Genomic DNA, 14,874 nt, shown 5'->3' with positions numbered 1-14,874 from the left:
ACGAGTGGCTGCAAGCGAGCAGTCCTACCAGATCCCGAGTATGTTCAATACGACCGTAGCGACAAAAAAGACGACCACGCAGGCTACAACTGCCCATGCCCCCCGCGTTAATGGCTTTCGAGGCGCGCCACGTCCACGTTCCGCCGCTGCCTGCGACCATCGGACCACGAGTAGACTTCCGCTGACAACGACGAGCAGGACGCCTATCAAGATCCCGACGGCATTCCCAATCAATTTAACGCACCGACTTCCCGATTTGCGCAACTGCCAAGAGGAATCCGAGGTAGCCGGTCCCGCCGGCAACGGAGGACTTCTGATCGGCCGGAACCAAGTCCGTCAGCAATTGTGATCCAATATTGAAGGCACATCCTAAGCCCGCTTCAACGAGAAGCCCTTGAGGAGTGTAGGAGGTGCCAACTCCGAGCCCAATTCCAACACTAGTGAGCGCTCCGGTTGCGCATTGTGTGGTATAGGTACCGAACGAAGAGAGTTCGCCCGTCGGGTCCGCACTGTTGATCGGGTAGTCCCCGGCGAAAGCGTACCGGTTGGCGTTGCTCGGGCTGAGGGGTGCGTCGAGGGTGTCGCGTTCGATCCAGCCGCCGGTCTGGCTGGACTGCCACCGGTACCCGAACTTCGTCAGCCCGTTGCTGGAGCTGCTGGAGCGCAGACCGTTCTTGAAGCCGTACGGGTTCTGCAACCACTGCGCGCTGGTACTGCCAGAGGTGACGCTCTCCTGCCCGTACGGGTCGTACGTCACGGTGAACGCCGTCGCGCCGGTGTCCGCGATCGCCGCAGCCGGGTTCCCGACCGCGTCAGCGACGTGCATGCTGGTCACACCATCCGTGGTCTGCAGATCCACCGCCTGACCGGTCGCAGGATCACTGACCACCCATGCCGTTCCCGTCCCTGCAACGGTCCGGCCCGCGATCACGGGAACCCCGTTCTGGTCAGTCGCGCCATACGTGTAGTCGTACTCGGCGACGCCGCGTTGTAGGTCAACGTCTGCGAGCTGGTCGCGTCACCGGTCTCGTCCGCGGTCAACCGATTCCCGGCCGCGTCGTACGTGTACGCCCACGTCACGTTCGACGGCCCGCCGGACTGCGCAGCCTTCGTGAGCCGACTGTTCGCGTCGTACGTGTACGCGGTCACCTGGCCGTTGCCCGGCAGGTCGTTGCGCGACCACTGCAGCCTGTCGGTGTCGTTGCTCGCATCGGCCGCGCAGTCACCACTGGTCGCGGCACCGAAGATGTAGCAGTACGTCGTGTCGACCACAGCGGTGGCGTCGTCGTTCCCCGACCAAGCGCGCACGTGCGTGATCTTCCCCGACGCCTCGTAGTCGACGTGCTGGTGAGCCTGCCGTGACGCCGGCTGCACGCCGGGGGTCGCAGCTGCCGTCGGGTTCAGTTTGCCCAAAGGACTCAGTCAAGGAGTGATTGGACCGCGTTCCACAGGTCCATCTGCTTCCCGCCCGCGCACCAGGCTCCTGCACGTTTGAAACGGTAAGTGGTGGCTCCCGGCGTCCCTGCGCTCAGGAGGTGAACGCGCCCGATCGGAGCCGAGCTGTCCAAGTGCAGCACGTCCCAATCCGACTCCCGGTGCCGCTGGTGATCGAGCTGGACGAGTGCGCGAACATCGTCCGGTGGACGGCACTGCCGTCCGTGTACTCGTTCTACGGCTCGCTCGGAATGCCGCTCAACACTTCCAGTCGCGGGACCAGGCCGTCGAGGCGTTCGGGCAGAACGGGTGGGGCGCAATCTGGGGTTCCGCTGTGACACGCGTGTTCGGTGGCGGCGCGATGGATGACCAGTTCCTCAAAGGCCTGTCGAGCCTGACCGACGAGGAGCGCGACGCTTTCAACGACGCCGACGTCGAGGAAGAGGAGGAGTTCGACCTGACGCCGCTGTTCCTCGAATGCGTCGAGGAGCACCTGGCGGTGGTCGAGTACACGCACTCGGACAAGAGCACGGCCGTGTGGTGTCCGGAGTGGTGGAAGCACCCGGAGGCTGTGGAGCGGCTTGGGGCGTCGTTTGAGGCGCGGCAGCAAGCGAAGATCGACGCCGCGGAGCATGCCGACGCTCTGTCGGACTGGTGGTTGACGCACTGGGACCGCCACGCGGCGATCCTGTTCGATGGCAAGGCTGGCCCGTTCCGCAACTGCGACCGGAACCTCGGCCACCTGCACGACACCGAGGGCCGAAGCGAGCAACGAGTGCCGTACTACGCGCTGCCCGCCGACTGGCAGCGCTGACCCGCTGAACGACGAACGCCCCCTGATCCCGGTGGGGCGTTCGTCGTCGGTGGCTACCGCTCGCGGGCGTCGTCGCCGCGGGCCCGCTGCCAGACCGGCGGACGTTTCAACGACGCGCGCGGAGCGAGATCAGCCCCCACACCAGACAGGCGACACCAAGCCCGAAAAAGAGCAGCACGAGCAGGCCAGCAGGCATTCCACCCCTGCCAATTGGCTGCCAGAAGCCTCGCTCCGTGATTAATGTCACGACACCCAACACGATGAATATGGGTCCCGCGATACAAGCCAGGAATCTCCTCGTGCCGACGCTCGCCTGCTGACGGTCACTCATCTTCAATCACCCTATTCGCACTGCAGGTAATGAACTCTCCGACCGCGAAGCATCCCGCCGCGGAGATGAACCCTGCTCCGCCACTGCGCGCTGGTACTGCCAGAGGTGACGCTCTCCTGCCCGTACGGGTCGTACGCCACGGTGACGCCCTCACGCCGGTGTCCGCGATCGCCGCGGCCGGGTTCCCGACGGCATCTGCAACCTTCCAAGACAGTCGTGGACTACGGACGCGTCTCCCGATCTCGGCCAGGTGCCCACGTCCAGAGCCACCCAACCAGCAATCCAACAAACAGGTTGGACACGCCAAATATTACAACAGCCAGGGATTCGGGGCGGCCGATTGCAATGACAAGAAAAACCGCCATCCAGAGAGGAAAAATAACTGCACCTAATATGCGAGCGATCCGCCGCAGTTTGAAGTTATCCAACTTTAAGCCTGACCCGTGAGCTGCAAAATTGAGTTTGTAATGAAGCCGCCTACGAAGCCCGAAATAAGCCCCGACGCGAACCCGAGACCACAACCTGGAAGCGCTCCAGGACCCGCAGTAGTCAAGCCACCCACGATTCCTCCGGCGATACATCCACCAACACCCGAACCAACCGCGGTGGCCGCACCAGTCACGGTTGCCGCCCAGAGGTCATACTGGCCCGTTGGATCGAACTGATTGACAGGGTCTCCCGCGACGAAACCGTAACGATTGCCGTTACGCGGGTCGAGGGGCGCGTCGAGGGTGTCGCGCTCGAGCCACTGTCCCGTGCTTGCGGACTGCCACCGGTACCCGAACTTCGTCAACCCGGCGTCGCTGTTGCTCGAGCGGAGGCCGGTCTTGTACCCGTACGGGTTCTGCAGCCACTGCGCGCTGGTACTGCCGGCGGTGACCGTCTCGGCACCGTAGGCGTCGTAGGAGACCTGGTAGGCGATCTTGCCAGTGTCCGCGATCGCGGCGGCGGGGTTTCCGATGCCGCTCAGGACGTACATGCTGGTCACCCCGTCCGCGGTGCGCAGGTCCAGCGGCTGCCCGGTGACCGGGTCGGACAGCACCGACGCGGCGCCGGTGCCGGCGACTGCACGAGTGGCGATCACGGGAACCCCGTTCTGGTCGGTGGTGCCATACGTGTATTCGTACTCTGCACCGCCGTTCGTGGACTCTGTCAGCAGCTTGTTCATGTCCGCCCCGGCGTACGTGTAGCTGGTCGTCGTCCCGTCCTTCGTGGACGAGGTCAGCTGCTGCGCCCCGTTGTACGTGTAGGTCTCGCCCGGCGCCTTGGTGAGGTTGCCGGTCCCGTCGTACGTGTACCCGTCGGAGGTGATCTGCGACGCGGCGTTGTAGGTGAGCTGCTGGTCGCTGAGCACGGCGCCGGTGGCGGCGTTGGTGGACTTGGCTTCGGTGCGGTTCCCGGCGCCGTCGTACGTGTACGTCCAGTTCGTCGGGTTGGTGCCGCCGGTCTGGGTGATGCCAGTGAGGTGCTTGCTCGGCGTGCCGTCACTGTTCTGGTACGCGTAGGTGCTCACCTGCCCGGTGATGTTGTCCTTCGCCCACTGCAGCTTCGTGCGGTCGTTCGCCGCCGAAGCTGTGCAGTCGGGTGCGGTCGTGGACGCGGTGTAGCAGTAGCTGGTGTCCACCACCAGCTGCGGGTCCTCGTCAGCCGCCCACGCCTGCACCCGGGTGACCTTGCCCGACTTGTCGTACGTCAGCTTCTGGTGCGCACTCCACGTCGACGGTTCCACACCCGGCATCGCGGACGTGTCGGCACCGAGCCACGTGTCGGTGCGACGGCCCTGCGGGTCGGTGAGGTAGATCTGCTTCGCCGTACCCGAAGCGGTCGGGTACGTCGTGGCGGTGAGCACCTCCGATGGGTCGTACGTGTGGGTGACGGTGCCGGTCGAGTCGGTCACCTGGGCGATGTTGCCCGCCAGGTCGTACCCGTAGGACACGGTCCCGCCGCCGGCAGTGTTCACAGTGGCCACCAGCCGGTTGCGCTGGTCGTACGTGTTGGTGATGGTGCCGGTCGCGGAGCTCTGGCTGGTTTGGTTGCCATCGCCGTCGTAGACGTTGGTGACCGTCGCCGTGCCGTCACTGAACGCGGTGGTCGTGTTCCGGTCGTCCGCGTCGTATCCGTACGTGGTCGTGTTGCCGCGGCCGTCGGTCTCGGTCCTGACCCGGCCGAACGCGTCGTACGTGTACGTCTTCACACCGAGGCTGGTGCCGGTCGGCGGGGTGATCGTCGACAGCTGCTTGTTGGCGTCGTAGGCGTACGTGGTCGAGTTCGACCCGTTCCCCGGCGCCGTCGCGCTCTTGACCGTGCCATCAGAGTTGTACGACACCTTCGCCTGCACACTCGAATCCGAACCCGACTGCGATGACGTCTGGTTCCCGACACCGTCGTACCCGATCGTGGTGCTGTTACCGGAACTGTCCGTGACCTTCGACGGCAGGTACGCCGTCGCCGAACCCGACCCGTAATCCGCCGTGGAGCTCGACCCAGTCGCGGAGGTGGACTTCGTCAGTGACTGGCTGCTGTTCTTGCCGTACGTGTTCGTCGTCGTACCCGACCCACTGTCACCAGCAGCACCGGTGGTCGAGGTCGCGACGCCGTTGTTCGCCGCGTTGTACGTCTTGGACCGCTCACGGCCGGCCGCGTCGACGACGTTGGTGACCAGGTCGTCGCTGTTCAGCGTGTACGTGGTGTGCGCCGCGGACGCGACCGCCTGGGACTGGTCCGAGCGCGGGTCCGCGACCTGGGTGTGGTCACCATCCGTGTACGAGAACCGCGTCACCGCCGTGCCCGGCGAACCGGCCGTGGTGTTCGCCTGCGACACCTTCGTGACCCGCTTGGTCGCGTCGTACGTGAACGAGGTCACCCCACCCGTCGGTGCGGTGATCGAGGACAGGTCCCCGTTCGTGTACGCGAACGTCGTCTTCGCACCCGTCGCGTCCGTGTAAGTGGTGATGTCGCCGTTGCTGTTCTTCGTCCACGACACCTTCCGGCTGCTCGAGCCCGAGGTCTGCGTGAACGTCTGCGTGCCGTTGGCGTACGACGAGTTCGCCGTCTTCGCCCCCGCCGTGCCCGCAGTCGAGACCAGGCTGCTCAGCCGGTACCCGTCCGAGGTGTTGAAGCGGACCTGGTTGCCGTTGCGGTCGACCACGGAGGTCGGCTGCCCGGCGAGGTTGAAGTGCGTCGTCGCGTTCGACGTCCACCCCTTCAACGTGTACTCGTGCGTCGAGCCGCTGTCGACCCGGGTGAGGGTCTGCTGCAGGCCCGCCGGAGTCGTGAACGATCCGGCCGCACCAGTCGCCGTGAACTGCCACGCCGTGCCGACTGCGTCCGTGTACACCACGCCCTGCGCGTTCGCAGACAGGTCGCCAGCACCGCCGAGCGCGTACTGCCACCGGTTCGCGTCCATCGTGTTGCTGTTCGCCACGTTCATCGCCCGCGAGTTGTACGCAGCACCGATCGTGGTGTTCTGCGTCACCCCCGGCAGGCTCAACGCGCTCGTGGTCACCAGCAGGTTGCCGGTACCGACATCCACCGACGCGTTCGTCTGATCGGTGATCGGGAACGGCAACGTCGTCGCCGAGCTGCGCTGCCCGGTCACGTCCGTCTCCGCCGGACCACCCGGGAGCGAGTTGTACGTACCCTGCAGGTCGATCACGTAGTTCATCGCGGCCGGCCCACTGTTGCGGACCCGGATCGCACCGTTCGCACCCACCGGCGTGACGACCATGTTCGACCGCGTCGACGTCGCATCACTGTCGATCGCCGACCCAGACGGCACCGCCGCGCCGTCCGCGTACACCTGCGCGTACGTGTCCGACGAGCTGCTGTTCACCGCGGTGAACGTCAACGCCACCGCGGACAGTCCCTCCGCCACCGTGGGCACCCCGTCACGAACACCTCCGACCTGCACCGCGAACGTCGCACCCGACGCGATGCTGCCCGTGCTGCGCGTGTCGACCAGCCGGCCGGCCTGCGGCGTGAACCCTCCACCCGGGTTCGACGGCAGGAAGTACCCCTGCACGTCCACGAGCACGTCGATCAGACCGGCACCGCTCGCGGTGTCGAGGGTGATCTTCCCGTCCGAACCCAACGCGACCTGCGCACTCATCGACGTCGAGAGCCCCTTCGTCGAGTTGTAGTTCAACACCCCGGTGCTCTTGGTCCCGCCCGACGGCGACGGCCGGATCCACCCGGCAGCCTCCTGCTGGTTGATCACGATGATGTTCAACGCCACCGCCGCAGCACCCGCTGGGATCCCGTTCTTGCCGGTCACCTGGAACGACACCGAGTCACCGCCGTCGAGACGGCCCTGCGGAACACCCGTGCCGTTGCGCGTGTCGACGAACCGGGTCGGCGCCATCGGCACCAGGCCACCCGCCCCCACACCGTTCTGCGTCGACGTGTAGTAACCCGTGACGTCGATGATCACCCGCGACTCCGACGTCTGCGTCTTGATCTGGATCGTCCCGTCATCACCGACCGCGAGCAGACCCGTGTTCGACGTGTTCCCTCCGACACCGGCGTCGTAGGTCAGCATCAGCGTCTGCGAATCCGACGACGACGGACGGGCGAACAACTGCCCCGTCCCGCTCGGGTCCGCGACCGTGATCATCAGCGTCACCGCGCCGATCCCCGACGACGGCAGGCCTCCGACCCCGGCGACCTGCACCGTGCGGTACGTGTTCGCGGTCGTCGCACCACCGTTGAGCACGCGCGCGTTCGACGGCATCGGCACGTACTGACCGCCCGTGCCCGTCACCGCCGCCTGCGCTGGCAGCGGCTGCGCCACCACCGACAAGAACGACCCCAGCAGCGCCAACACCGTCACCAGCGCCAGCACCACCCAACGAGAACGACCAGACGACACCGTCGATGCGAACACGCGCAGAACCCCTCAACGGCTGCGACGAACGCGACCGCCCCCGTGACGGCACCGTGCAACCAGAAAGTCACGCTACGGAACCATCTCAACGACTGCGCCCCCACTAGAGGGGGTAGAAGTGAGGCACACTCGACCGATATCCGCGCGCGAACCTGCGACCGCCCTGGACGCCGCACACCCCCGCCCGCACGTCGACACAGCACGACGGTCCCGTCCGCAGCCGCTCGGCAGCGGGAACGCGGCACCCGGTCATCCCCGTCCGCCATGGTCCTCGGGTGGACACCCGACGACCCGCACGGTGGCGGGACCAGCACCTCGGCGCACGGCTGGCGCTCCTCGCCGTCCTCGCCGGCATGACGGTGCTCACCGGATGGAACGCGGCGCGGGGCGGCGCGTCGAGCTTCTACGCCGCAAGCGCGCGCTCGATGTCCGAGTCGTGGCCGGCCCTGCTCTCCGGCTCGTTCGACCCGTCCGCCACGGTGACCCTCGACAAGCTCAGCGGGTTCGCGGTGCCCCAGGCCGCGAGCGTCGCGGCGTTCGGCATGTCGACGGAGGCGCTCGTGCTGCCCGAGGTCGTCGCGGGCCTGGTCACGGTGTGGGCGTGCGCGACCGTCGGACTCCGCTGGGCCGGCGTCGGCACCGGGCTGGTCGCCGCCCTCGCCGCTGCGACGACCCCGGTGTTCGTGTCGATGTTCGGGCACCCGATGGAGGACGGCATGGTCACGGCCGCCCTCGCCGTGGCCCTGGTGTGCTGGCAGCGTGCCGCGATCACCGGTCGGTGGTGGCCGCTCGTCGCCGCGGGGCTGATGGTGGGCGTCGGGTTCCAGGCGAAGATGCTGCAGGCCTGGTTCGTGCTGCCCGCGCTGGTGGTCGGCACGCTGCTCGCGTCGGCCGCTCCGGACGGCGGTGTCCTCGGCCGTGCGCGGCGACTGGCCCGTGCGGCGGTGCTCGGCGCCGTCGCTGTCGCGGCGTCGCTCGCGTGGGTGGTCGGCATCACGCTGACGCCCGCCGGCTCCCGCCCGTGGGTCGACGGGTCGGTCGACGACGGTGCGTTCGCGATGGTGTTCGGGTACAACGGCGTCGACCGGTTCCTGCCGGGTCTGGTGCCGGGAGCGGTGGTGGCGGGCACGGAGCCGGGCCACGGGCACGAGCGGTTCGGCGGGCCGGGCGGGGTCACGAAGCTGCTCGACGCGCACCTGGCGTCACAGGTCGCCTGGCTCCTGCCCGCAGCCCTCTCCGCGATCGTCGTCGGGTCGGTCGTCGTGCTGCTCCGACGCCGGACGTGGCCGTTCGGCGCCGCGCTCGACACGCGTGCCGGGACCGCGGTGCTCGTCGTCCTGGTGGTGTGGCTCGCCACCGCTGCCGGGGTGCTGTCGGTCGCGAAGATCCCGCACACCGCCTACGTCGCGGCGATCGGCGTGCAGCTCGCCGTCCTCGCAGCCTTCGGGTGGCGCGGTGCCGTCGGGCTCCTCCGCGCACACTCGCCGTGGCTCCGAGCGCTCCCGGTGCTGCTCGCCGCGGGCCAGGCGGTCTGGTGGGGTGTCCTCGCCCGCGGCACGTCGATGCCGTCCGGACTGGCCCGGCCGGCCCTCGACGTCGCGACCGGCGCCCTCCTCGCGACGCTCGTCGCGCTGGTGTGGCGACCCCGCGCGGACCTGCGACGCGGGGCGGAGCCGCACCGCGCCTCCCGGCCGGCCGTCGCGCGAGCGACCATCGCCCTGACCGCCGGGCTGGCGCTCGTCGTCGGACCCGCGGCGTACTCGCTGCAGGCGCTCGACGCGACCCGCGACGGCAGCGGCACCGAGGCCTCCGTGGGCGGGTGGCAACGCGGTACCGACGGGACCTTCCGCGTGTCGCCGGCCGACTGGCAGGGCGGCACGCCGACGCCGTTCGACCCGCAGGACCGCGCGCTCGTCGCCACGACCCGTCGCCTCGACCGGTACCGGTCCGACCTGCCCCTGTTCCTGACCGACACGTGGCGCATCTCGGCACCGGTCATCGACGCGACCGGGCTGCCCGTCCTGACCGACGGCGGCTTCAGCGGGACGGTGCCCGTCTTCACGCCCACCCAGATCCGGCAGCGGATCGCGCACGGACTCCGTGTGCTCGTCGTCGAGGCCGGCGCGCCGCGCACCGACCCGGTGCTGCGAGCGGCCCTCGCGGGCGGGTGCCGGGCGGTGTCCGACACCTTCCCGGACGCGGTGCCGCCCGCGCAACCGTGGATGGTGACCCGGATCGGGTGGACGGTGTGGCGCTGCGGGCTGCCGGGGCCGTCGCTCGACCGTCTGCACGGGCTGGTGCCGCACCCGCTGCGCACGCGGCGAGCGGACGCGCACGCCCGGTGAGCGGGCGCGAGCACGCGCCAGGCGGAGGCGCGCACTCGCCCGACAGACGCGCGAGACCAGGGTTGACCGTGCGGAGGCCGGGCCGGTTCAGCCCTGCTCGAGGACCTCGCGCAACGACATCGGTCGGCGGCCCGTGACCCGCTCGACATCGCCGGAGACGTGCGCGAGGGCACCCTCCGCGATCGCCGTGTACGTGCTCACCCAGGCGTCGGCCTGCCACGGCTCCGGGTTCCAGCGCGCCCGGGAGGCGTACGCCTCCTCCAGGGTCTCCGGGTGGTAGGTGACCGTGCGCCCGCGGACCTCGCTGACGGTCGCCGCGGCCTGCGCGAGGGTGATCGCCGCGGGCCCGGTCAGCTCGTAGGTGCGGTCGAGGTGGGCGGCGGGTGCCTGCAGCACGGCGGTCGCCACGCGGGCGACGTCGGCCCGGGCGACCGCGGCCATCGCACCGTCGCCGGCGGGGCCGCGGATCACGCCGTCCTCGCCGACGAGGTCCTCGACGAAGTCCAGGTAGAACGAGTCACGGAGGAACGTGTGCGCCATCGAGGTCGCCCGGATCGCCTCCTCGGTCGCCCAGTGGTCGCGGCCGAGGGTGAAGGTGGCGTCCGCAGTAGCACCGACGAACGAGGTGTAGACGACGTGCCGGACCCCGGCGGTCGCGGCGGCGGCGACGAAGGAGCGGTGCTGTGCGAGTCGGTCCCGGGCCTCGGCGCCCGAGACCATGAGGAGTGTGTCGACGCCCTCCAGTGCCGCGCGGCTCGCGTCGGCGTCGCCGTAGGTCGCGCTTGCGACCTCGGTGCCGGGCAGCTGCGGTGCCCGTGATGGGTCGCGGACGACCATGCGGAACGGCACGTCCGCTGCGGCGAGCGCGCGGGCGACGGCTCCCCCGATGTTGCCGGTGGCTCCGGTGACGGCGATGGTCATGGTCGGTCCTCTCGTCGGGGCTGCTGGGCGGGTCCGGTCGCGTCTCCTGGTCGCGCCGGGCGGTCGGCGCCGGTCGCGCGTCGGGTCACGTCCGCACCGTCCTGGAGGCCCGACCCACCCTGGCAGCGACGCGCGCGGCGTTCACGCCGTCGACCTCCAGCGCCCAGGCGCGGGCCGCGTCGTGGTCGCGGCCGTGCCGCATGTGGCGGCCCACCAGGCGGTCGACGCGGACCGCGTCGTCGACGACGCACGCCCAGGTCTCGGTGAACAGGTCGACCAGGTCGGCCCAGGGTTCGTCGGCGTCGAGCAGGTAGTTGCCCTCGGTCACGACGAGTCGGGCCGACCGGGGCACCGCGATGCTGCCGGCGACGGGCTCGTCGATCCGCCGGTCGAAGTCGGGCGCCCAGACCACCGGCTCGGTGTTGGCGGCGAGTCGACGCACGAGCGCCACGTAGCCGCCGGCGTCGAAGGTGTCGATCGCGCCCTTGCGGTCGTGTCGTCCGAGTTCGTCGAGCGCGGCGTTCGCCAGGTGGAAGCCGTCCATCGGGACCTGCACCGCGGTGCCCGGGCCGAGGGCGGCGTCGACCTCGGAGACGATGCGTCGGGCGAGGGTGGACTTGCCGGCCCCTGGGGCTCCGGTGATGCCGAGCACGGCGCGGGTGGCGGTGCGGTCGGGGTCGGAGGTCCGGGCGGGGTCGGCGGTCTGGGCGCGGTCGGCGGTGCGGGCGAGCTCGACGGCGCGGGCGACGGCCTCGTCGACGGACACGGACGGCTGCGGCACGGGTTCATCCTGGCAGGCGCGGTGGTTCACTGGCCGCATGGTGGATGCGACGACGGCGTTCAGCGGGTTCTCGGTGCGGGACGTGGCCGAGGCCCGGTCGTTCTACGAGGGCGTGCTCGGCGTTCCCGTCGACGAGGAGCACGGCATGCTCTGGCTGCACCTCGGCGACGGACACCGGGTGCTCGTCTACCCGAAGGGCCCGGCGCACGAGCCGGCGTCGTTCACCGTGCTGAACTTCCCCGTGCCGGACGTCGACGCCGCCGTGGACGAGTTGCGGGCGGCCGGGGTCTCGTTCCTGCACTACGACGGTGTCACGGACGAGCGCGGGGTGAACCGGCAGGGCGGGCCGCTCATCGCGTGGTTCACGGATCCGTCGGGGAACGTGCTCAGCGTCATCGAGGGGTGATCGGCCCAGCACGCGGCGGACCCGGGTCAGCGGGTGAGGGCTCCGGCCCACCCGAGCGCGATCGGCACGAGCAGGCCGTGGCGGTGGTGCGGGAGCTCGGCGATGGGGATCCACCGCGCCTCGTCGGTGGTGCCGTCCTCCTCGTGCCGGAGCGCTCCGCCGGTCACGGACGCCCGGAACACGACCTGCACCGCCTTCATCGCCCGGCCGTTGGCGTGGATCCGACGTTCGGCGGGGACGATGTGGTGGCGCACGCCGAGCAGCGGTCCGACCGCTGCCTCGAGCCCGGTCTCCTCCCGGACCTCGCGGACCACGGCCTGTTCGACGGTCTCGTCGAACTCGACGCCCCCGCCGGGCAGCGTCCACGTGCCGGCGTCGGGGAAGCGCAGCCGCGCCAGGAGGACCCGCTCGCCCTCGGTGATCACGCCGTACGCAGCGAGCCGGGTGTCGTAGTCGGTGTACTCCATCACCCGACCATGCCAGAAGGCGAGCCGGACTCGCACAGCCGCGCCGCGCCTCCCGGCTGGAGGAGCGTGCGCAGCGCGCTCAGACCGGCGCGACCGCTCCCCAGCCGACGCGCAGGCGGGCGACTGCCCGGTCGTAGGCGCCGAGCACCTCGGCGTCGTCGCGGAGCATCGACTGGAGCTGCAGGCCCTCGTACAGCGCGACGAGCTGCTCCGCGGCGTGCCGCGGCGAGGCTCCGCGCGACTCGCGACCGGCGACGACGTCCCGGGTGAGCGCGAGCGTGATGTCCTCGAACGACCGCGTGTACTGCCCGCGGAACCATCCTCCCGCCGGGTGTCCCGGGGTGGACGAAGCGCTGAGCAGGGCCATCCGGAGTCGCACGAGTGCCGGCTCGTCGAGCCCGGCCTGCAGTCGGGCCCGGAGGTAGGCGACCACGCCGTCCCGCTCGGCGACGACCCAGAGCGCGCGTCGACTGCCGTTGTTCCACCGGTCCATCACCGCCACCACGAGCAGGTCCCACAGCGGGTAGGCCGCACGGACATCGGCCTCGGACATGCCTGCCGCGCGGGCGACCTCTGCGACCCCGACCCCGTGGAAATCCCCGGTCCGGTAGGCCTCGATCGCGCCGGACACGACGCGCGCGCGGAGTTCGGGATCGCTCTCGGACATGCGCACGATTCTGGGGCGCGCGGGTCGGTGGCCGCAGCGCCCAGTTCAGGGGCCGCGTGTCGACGACCGCGTCGCCTTGCTTGGTGGGCGGTAGCAGCCGGGCGGGGTCAGCCTCGGTCGAACGTGATGCCCGCGTCGTCCGGGGCGTCGACCCTGCCGGTCCGAGCGAACTCGGCCCAGACGGCTCGGAGTCGGCGCCCCCGCTCCGCCACGGCCGGCCAGTCCCGCGCCGCCACGAACGGCGATCCCGCCCAGGCGTCGCGTCCGCCGAGGAGCAACGGCAGGTCGCTCATGTGGACCGCACCCGTCGGTCGGGTCGTCGCACCGTGTCGGAGCCGGTACGACACCGCGTGCCCGCCCGCGGCCCGGTGGCGGTCCCGGAAGCGACGGACGTCGCGCCCGTAGATGATCTCGGAGAGCGGTCGGACGAGCAGCCAACGGACCAGGGCGCGGAGCGGACGTGACCGCACGGTGGCGCGCAGTGCGGGGACGGCCGGGAGGAACATCGCGGCCTCGTCCGCTGCCGAGCCGATGAGGACGTCGAACTCCGGGGCGACGGAACGCCAGGCTTCCGACGCGCGTCGCTCGGGCGGGAGCGGAGCGTGGCCGTACTGGGTGCCGAAGGGCATCCCGCCGCGGAGGCCGAACCGGGCCGTCGCACGCTCGGCCGCGACCTGGCGGGCGATGACCTCGTCGACCGGGGTGTCCGAGTCGATCGTCCCGACGGCACGGAGCAGTGCGCGCGTCATCCTCGCGCGGCGGCGGGAGATGCCGAGCGGTGCGCTCTGGATGATCGCGCGCTGGAAGAGTCCCCGGGTGCCGTCGCTGATCATGAGGTGGGCGGTGGCGTCGCCGCCGGCGGACTGGCCGAACACGGTGACGCGGTCGGGGTCGCCGCCGAAGGCCGAGATGTTCGTGCGGACCCAGCGCAGCGCCTCGACGAGGTCGAGGAGGCCGAGGTTGGCGGGGAGGTCGGTGCGCGGGCGGTCGCTGCGCGGGCGGCGCGTGCGGCGGTCGCGGCGCGTGCGGCGGTCGCGGGCGCTGCTGGAGCTGCTGGTGCGGCCACCGAGGAAGCCGAGCACCCCCAGGCGGAACGTCACCGCCACGACCACCACACGCTGTTCGAGGACGAGCTCGCGCGGGTCGTAGATCGGGAGGTCTCCCCCACCGATGACGTAGGAGCCGCCGTGGATCCACACCATCACGGGCAGCCGCTCGTCCGCGGAGACATCGGCTGGCATCGTGATCGAGAGCCGCTGGCAGTGCTCGTCCGACACGACGTCGGGCATCGGGTGGAGGAGCGATCCGACGTACCCCGACTCCGGCTGGGGGGCCACCGGCGCCGGGCTCAGTGCCTCGAATGGCTCCGTGAAAGCGGGAACGGGCCGGGGCGCAGCGAACCGGTCCGCCTGGGCGTACGGGATGCCGAGTGCTCGCACCACATCGTCCTCGTGGCGCGCAAGGACGGTGCCGACCGGGGTGGTGAAGGTGCGGAGGTCGGTCATCCCGTCACGCTACCGCGGGCGGACCACGCTTGCAGAGCCGTACGTGCCTCGAGCGGCATGTGTCCTGGGTTCCCCTGGCTCTCGCATCCCCTTCGCCTTCCCTTCGCCTTCCCTTCGCCGAGCGGGCTCTTCCGGCCGGGCCTGGCGCTCGTGCGTGACCGGATCCGCCCGCTCGCGGCCCGCGCGTCGGTTCCGGGTGCGCAGGCGTGCGCCTCGGTTGCGCGAGCGGGCGAAAGAGGCCGGTGACCGAGGTCGCAGGTGACCGATTCCACCCGCTCGCGAACGGGCGAAACCAGGCGGTGTCCGTCCCACCGGGCGCCA

General features: G+C 70.2%; 12 protein-coding genes. 3 read left to right on the top strand and 9 right to left on the bottom strand.

The features are described from left to right. Window positions 1-235: 235 nt before the first annotated feature. Complete coding sequence (locus Csp2054_RS04700) at window positions 236-931, bottom strand: RHS repeat-associated core domain-containing protein (RefSeq protein WP_141399132.1); 696 nt, start codon at window positions 929-931, stop codon at window positions 236-238. After that, window positions 928-1,413 (bottom strand): hypothetical protein, encoded by a 486-nt coding sequence (locus Csp2054_RS04695; protein WP_141399131.1) that lies wholly within the window; start codon window positions 1,411-1,413, stop codon window positions 928-930. Before Csp2054_RS04695 ends, Csp2054_RS04700 begins: the two co-directional genes overlap by 4 nt. Before the next feature lie 226 nt (window positions 1,414-1,639). On the opposite strand from Csp2054_RS04695, the gene Csp2054_RS04690 reads away from it, so the two are divergent. After that, window positions 1,640-2,248, top strand: coding sequence for a DUF4913 domain-containing protein (locus Csp2054_RS04690; RefSeq protein WP_141399130.1), 609 nt, complete (start codon window positions 1,640-1,642; stop codon window positions 2,246-2,248). A gap of 106 nt (window positions 2,249-2,354) precedes the next feature. Here the strand turns inward: Csp2054_RS04690 and Csp2054_RS17645 are convergent, their stop codons facing one another. Further along, on the bottom strand, window positions 2,355-2,579 hold the full coding sequence (locus Csp2054_RS17645; protein ID WP_141399129.1) for a hypothetical protein: 225 nt from the start codon (window positions 2,577-2,579) through the stop codon (window positions 2,355-2,357). A gap of 430 nt (window positions 2,580-3,009) precedes the next feature. After that, the gene (locus Csp2054_RS04685) at window positions 3,010-7,461 is read right to left on the bottom strand and encodes an RHS repeat-associated core domain-containing protein (RefSeq protein WP_141399128.1); all 4,452 of its coding nucleotides are present in this window, start codon (window positions 7,459-7,461) and stop codon (window positions 3,010-3,012) included. A 275-nt stretch (window positions 7,462-7,736) separates the two neighbouring features. Here Csp2054_RS04685 and Csp2054_RS04680 point away from each other — a divergent pair, with 275 nt between their 5' ends. Further along, window positions 7,737-9,806 (top strand): ArnT family glycosyltransferase, encoded by a 2,070-nt coding sequence (locus tag Csp2054_RS04680; protein ID WP_096898147.1) that lies wholly within the window; start codon window positions 7,737-7,739, stop codon window positions 9,804-9,806. A gap of 87 nt (window positions 9,807-9,893) precedes the next feature. Here Csp2054_RS04680 and Csp2054_RS04675 read toward each other — a convergent pair whose 3' ends face one another. Beyond that, complete coding sequence (locus tag Csp2054_RS04675) at window positions 9,894-10,727, bottom strand: NmrA family NAD(P)-binding protein (protein ID WP_096898146.1); 834 nt, start codon at window positions 10,725-10,727, stop codon at window positions 9,894-9,896. 85 nt (window positions 10,728-10,812) lie between these two features. After that, on the bottom strand, window positions 10,813-11,508 hold the full coding sequence (locus Csp2054_RS04670) for a nucleoside/nucleotide kinase family protein (protein WP_255252609.1): 696 nt from the start codon (window positions 11,506-11,508) through the stop codon (window positions 10,813-10,815). 37 nt (window positions 11,509-11,545) lie between these two features. Here Csp2054_RS04670 and Csp2054_RS04665 point away from each other — a divergent pair, with 37 nt between their 5' ends. Further along, window positions 11,546-11,914, top strand: coding sequence for a VOC family protein (locus Csp2054_RS04665; RefSeq protein WP_096898144.1), 369 nt, complete (start codon window positions 11,546-11,548; stop codon window positions 11,912-11,914). Between the two features lie 26 nt (window positions 11,915-11,940). Here the strand turns inward: Csp2054_RS04665 and Csp2054_RS04660 are convergent, their stop codons facing one another. The 3 genes from Csp2054_RS04660 to Csp2054_RS04650 form a co-directional block, all read right to left on the bottom strand. Next, window positions 11,941-12,381 carry an NUDIX hydrolase gene (locus Csp2054_RS04660; protein ID WP_096898143.1) on the bottom strand — a complete coding sequence of 147 codons (441 nt, stop codon included), beginning with the start codon at window positions 12,379-12,381 and terminating at the stop codon, window positions 11,941-11,943. A 79-nt stretch (window positions 12,382-12,460) separates the two neighbouring features. Further along, a complete protein-coding gene (locus Csp2054_RS04655) occupies window positions 12,461-13,048 on the bottom strand; it encodes a TetR/AcrR family transcriptional regulator (RefSeq protein ID WP_096898142.1) in 588 nt (195 codons plus the stop codon). Between the two features lie 107 nt (window positions 13,049-13,155). Then, window positions 13,156-14,553, bottom strand: coding sequence for a carboxylesterase family protein (locus Csp2054_RS04650; RefSeq protein WP_096898141.1), 1,398 nt, complete (start codon window positions 14,551-14,553; stop codon window positions 13,156-13,158). Window positions 14,554-14,874: the final 321 nt, after the last annotated feature.

This window comes from Curtobacterium sp. 'Ferrero', from assembly GCF_002412165.1.
Lineage (GTDB): Bacteria > Actinomycetota > Actinomycetes > Actinomycetales > Microbacteriaceae > Curtobacterium.
Note: the sequence above shows the minus strand (reverse complement) of the source record. Positions and strands in the feature narration are given on the sequence as shown.

Coding starts and splice junctions, on each gene's coding strand:
- Csp2054_RS17645 (WP_141399129.1), bottom strand. CDS start 2,579: ATGAGTGACCGTCAGCAGGCGAGCGTCGGCACGAGGAGATTCCTGGCT.
- Csp2054_RS04665 (WP_096898144.1), top strand. CDS start 11,546: ATGGTGGATGCGACGACGGCGTTCAGCGGGTTCTCGGTGCGGGACGTG.
- Csp2054_RS04655 (WP_096898142.1), bottom strand. CDS start 13,048: ATGTCCGAGAGCGATCCCGAACTCCGCGCGCGCGTCGTGTCCGGCGCG.
- Csp2054_RS04650 (WP_096898141.1), bottom strand. CDS start 14,553: ATGACCGACCTCCGCACCTTCACCACCCCGGTCGGCACCGTCCTTGCG.
- Csp2054_RS04660 (WP_096898143.1), bottom strand. CDS start 12,381: ATGGAGTACACCGACTACGACACCCGGCTCGCTGCGTACGGCGTGATC.
- Csp2054_RS04675 (WP_096898146.1), bottom strand. CDS start 10,727: ATGACCATCGCCGTCACCGGAGCCACCGGCAACATCGGGGGAGCCGTC.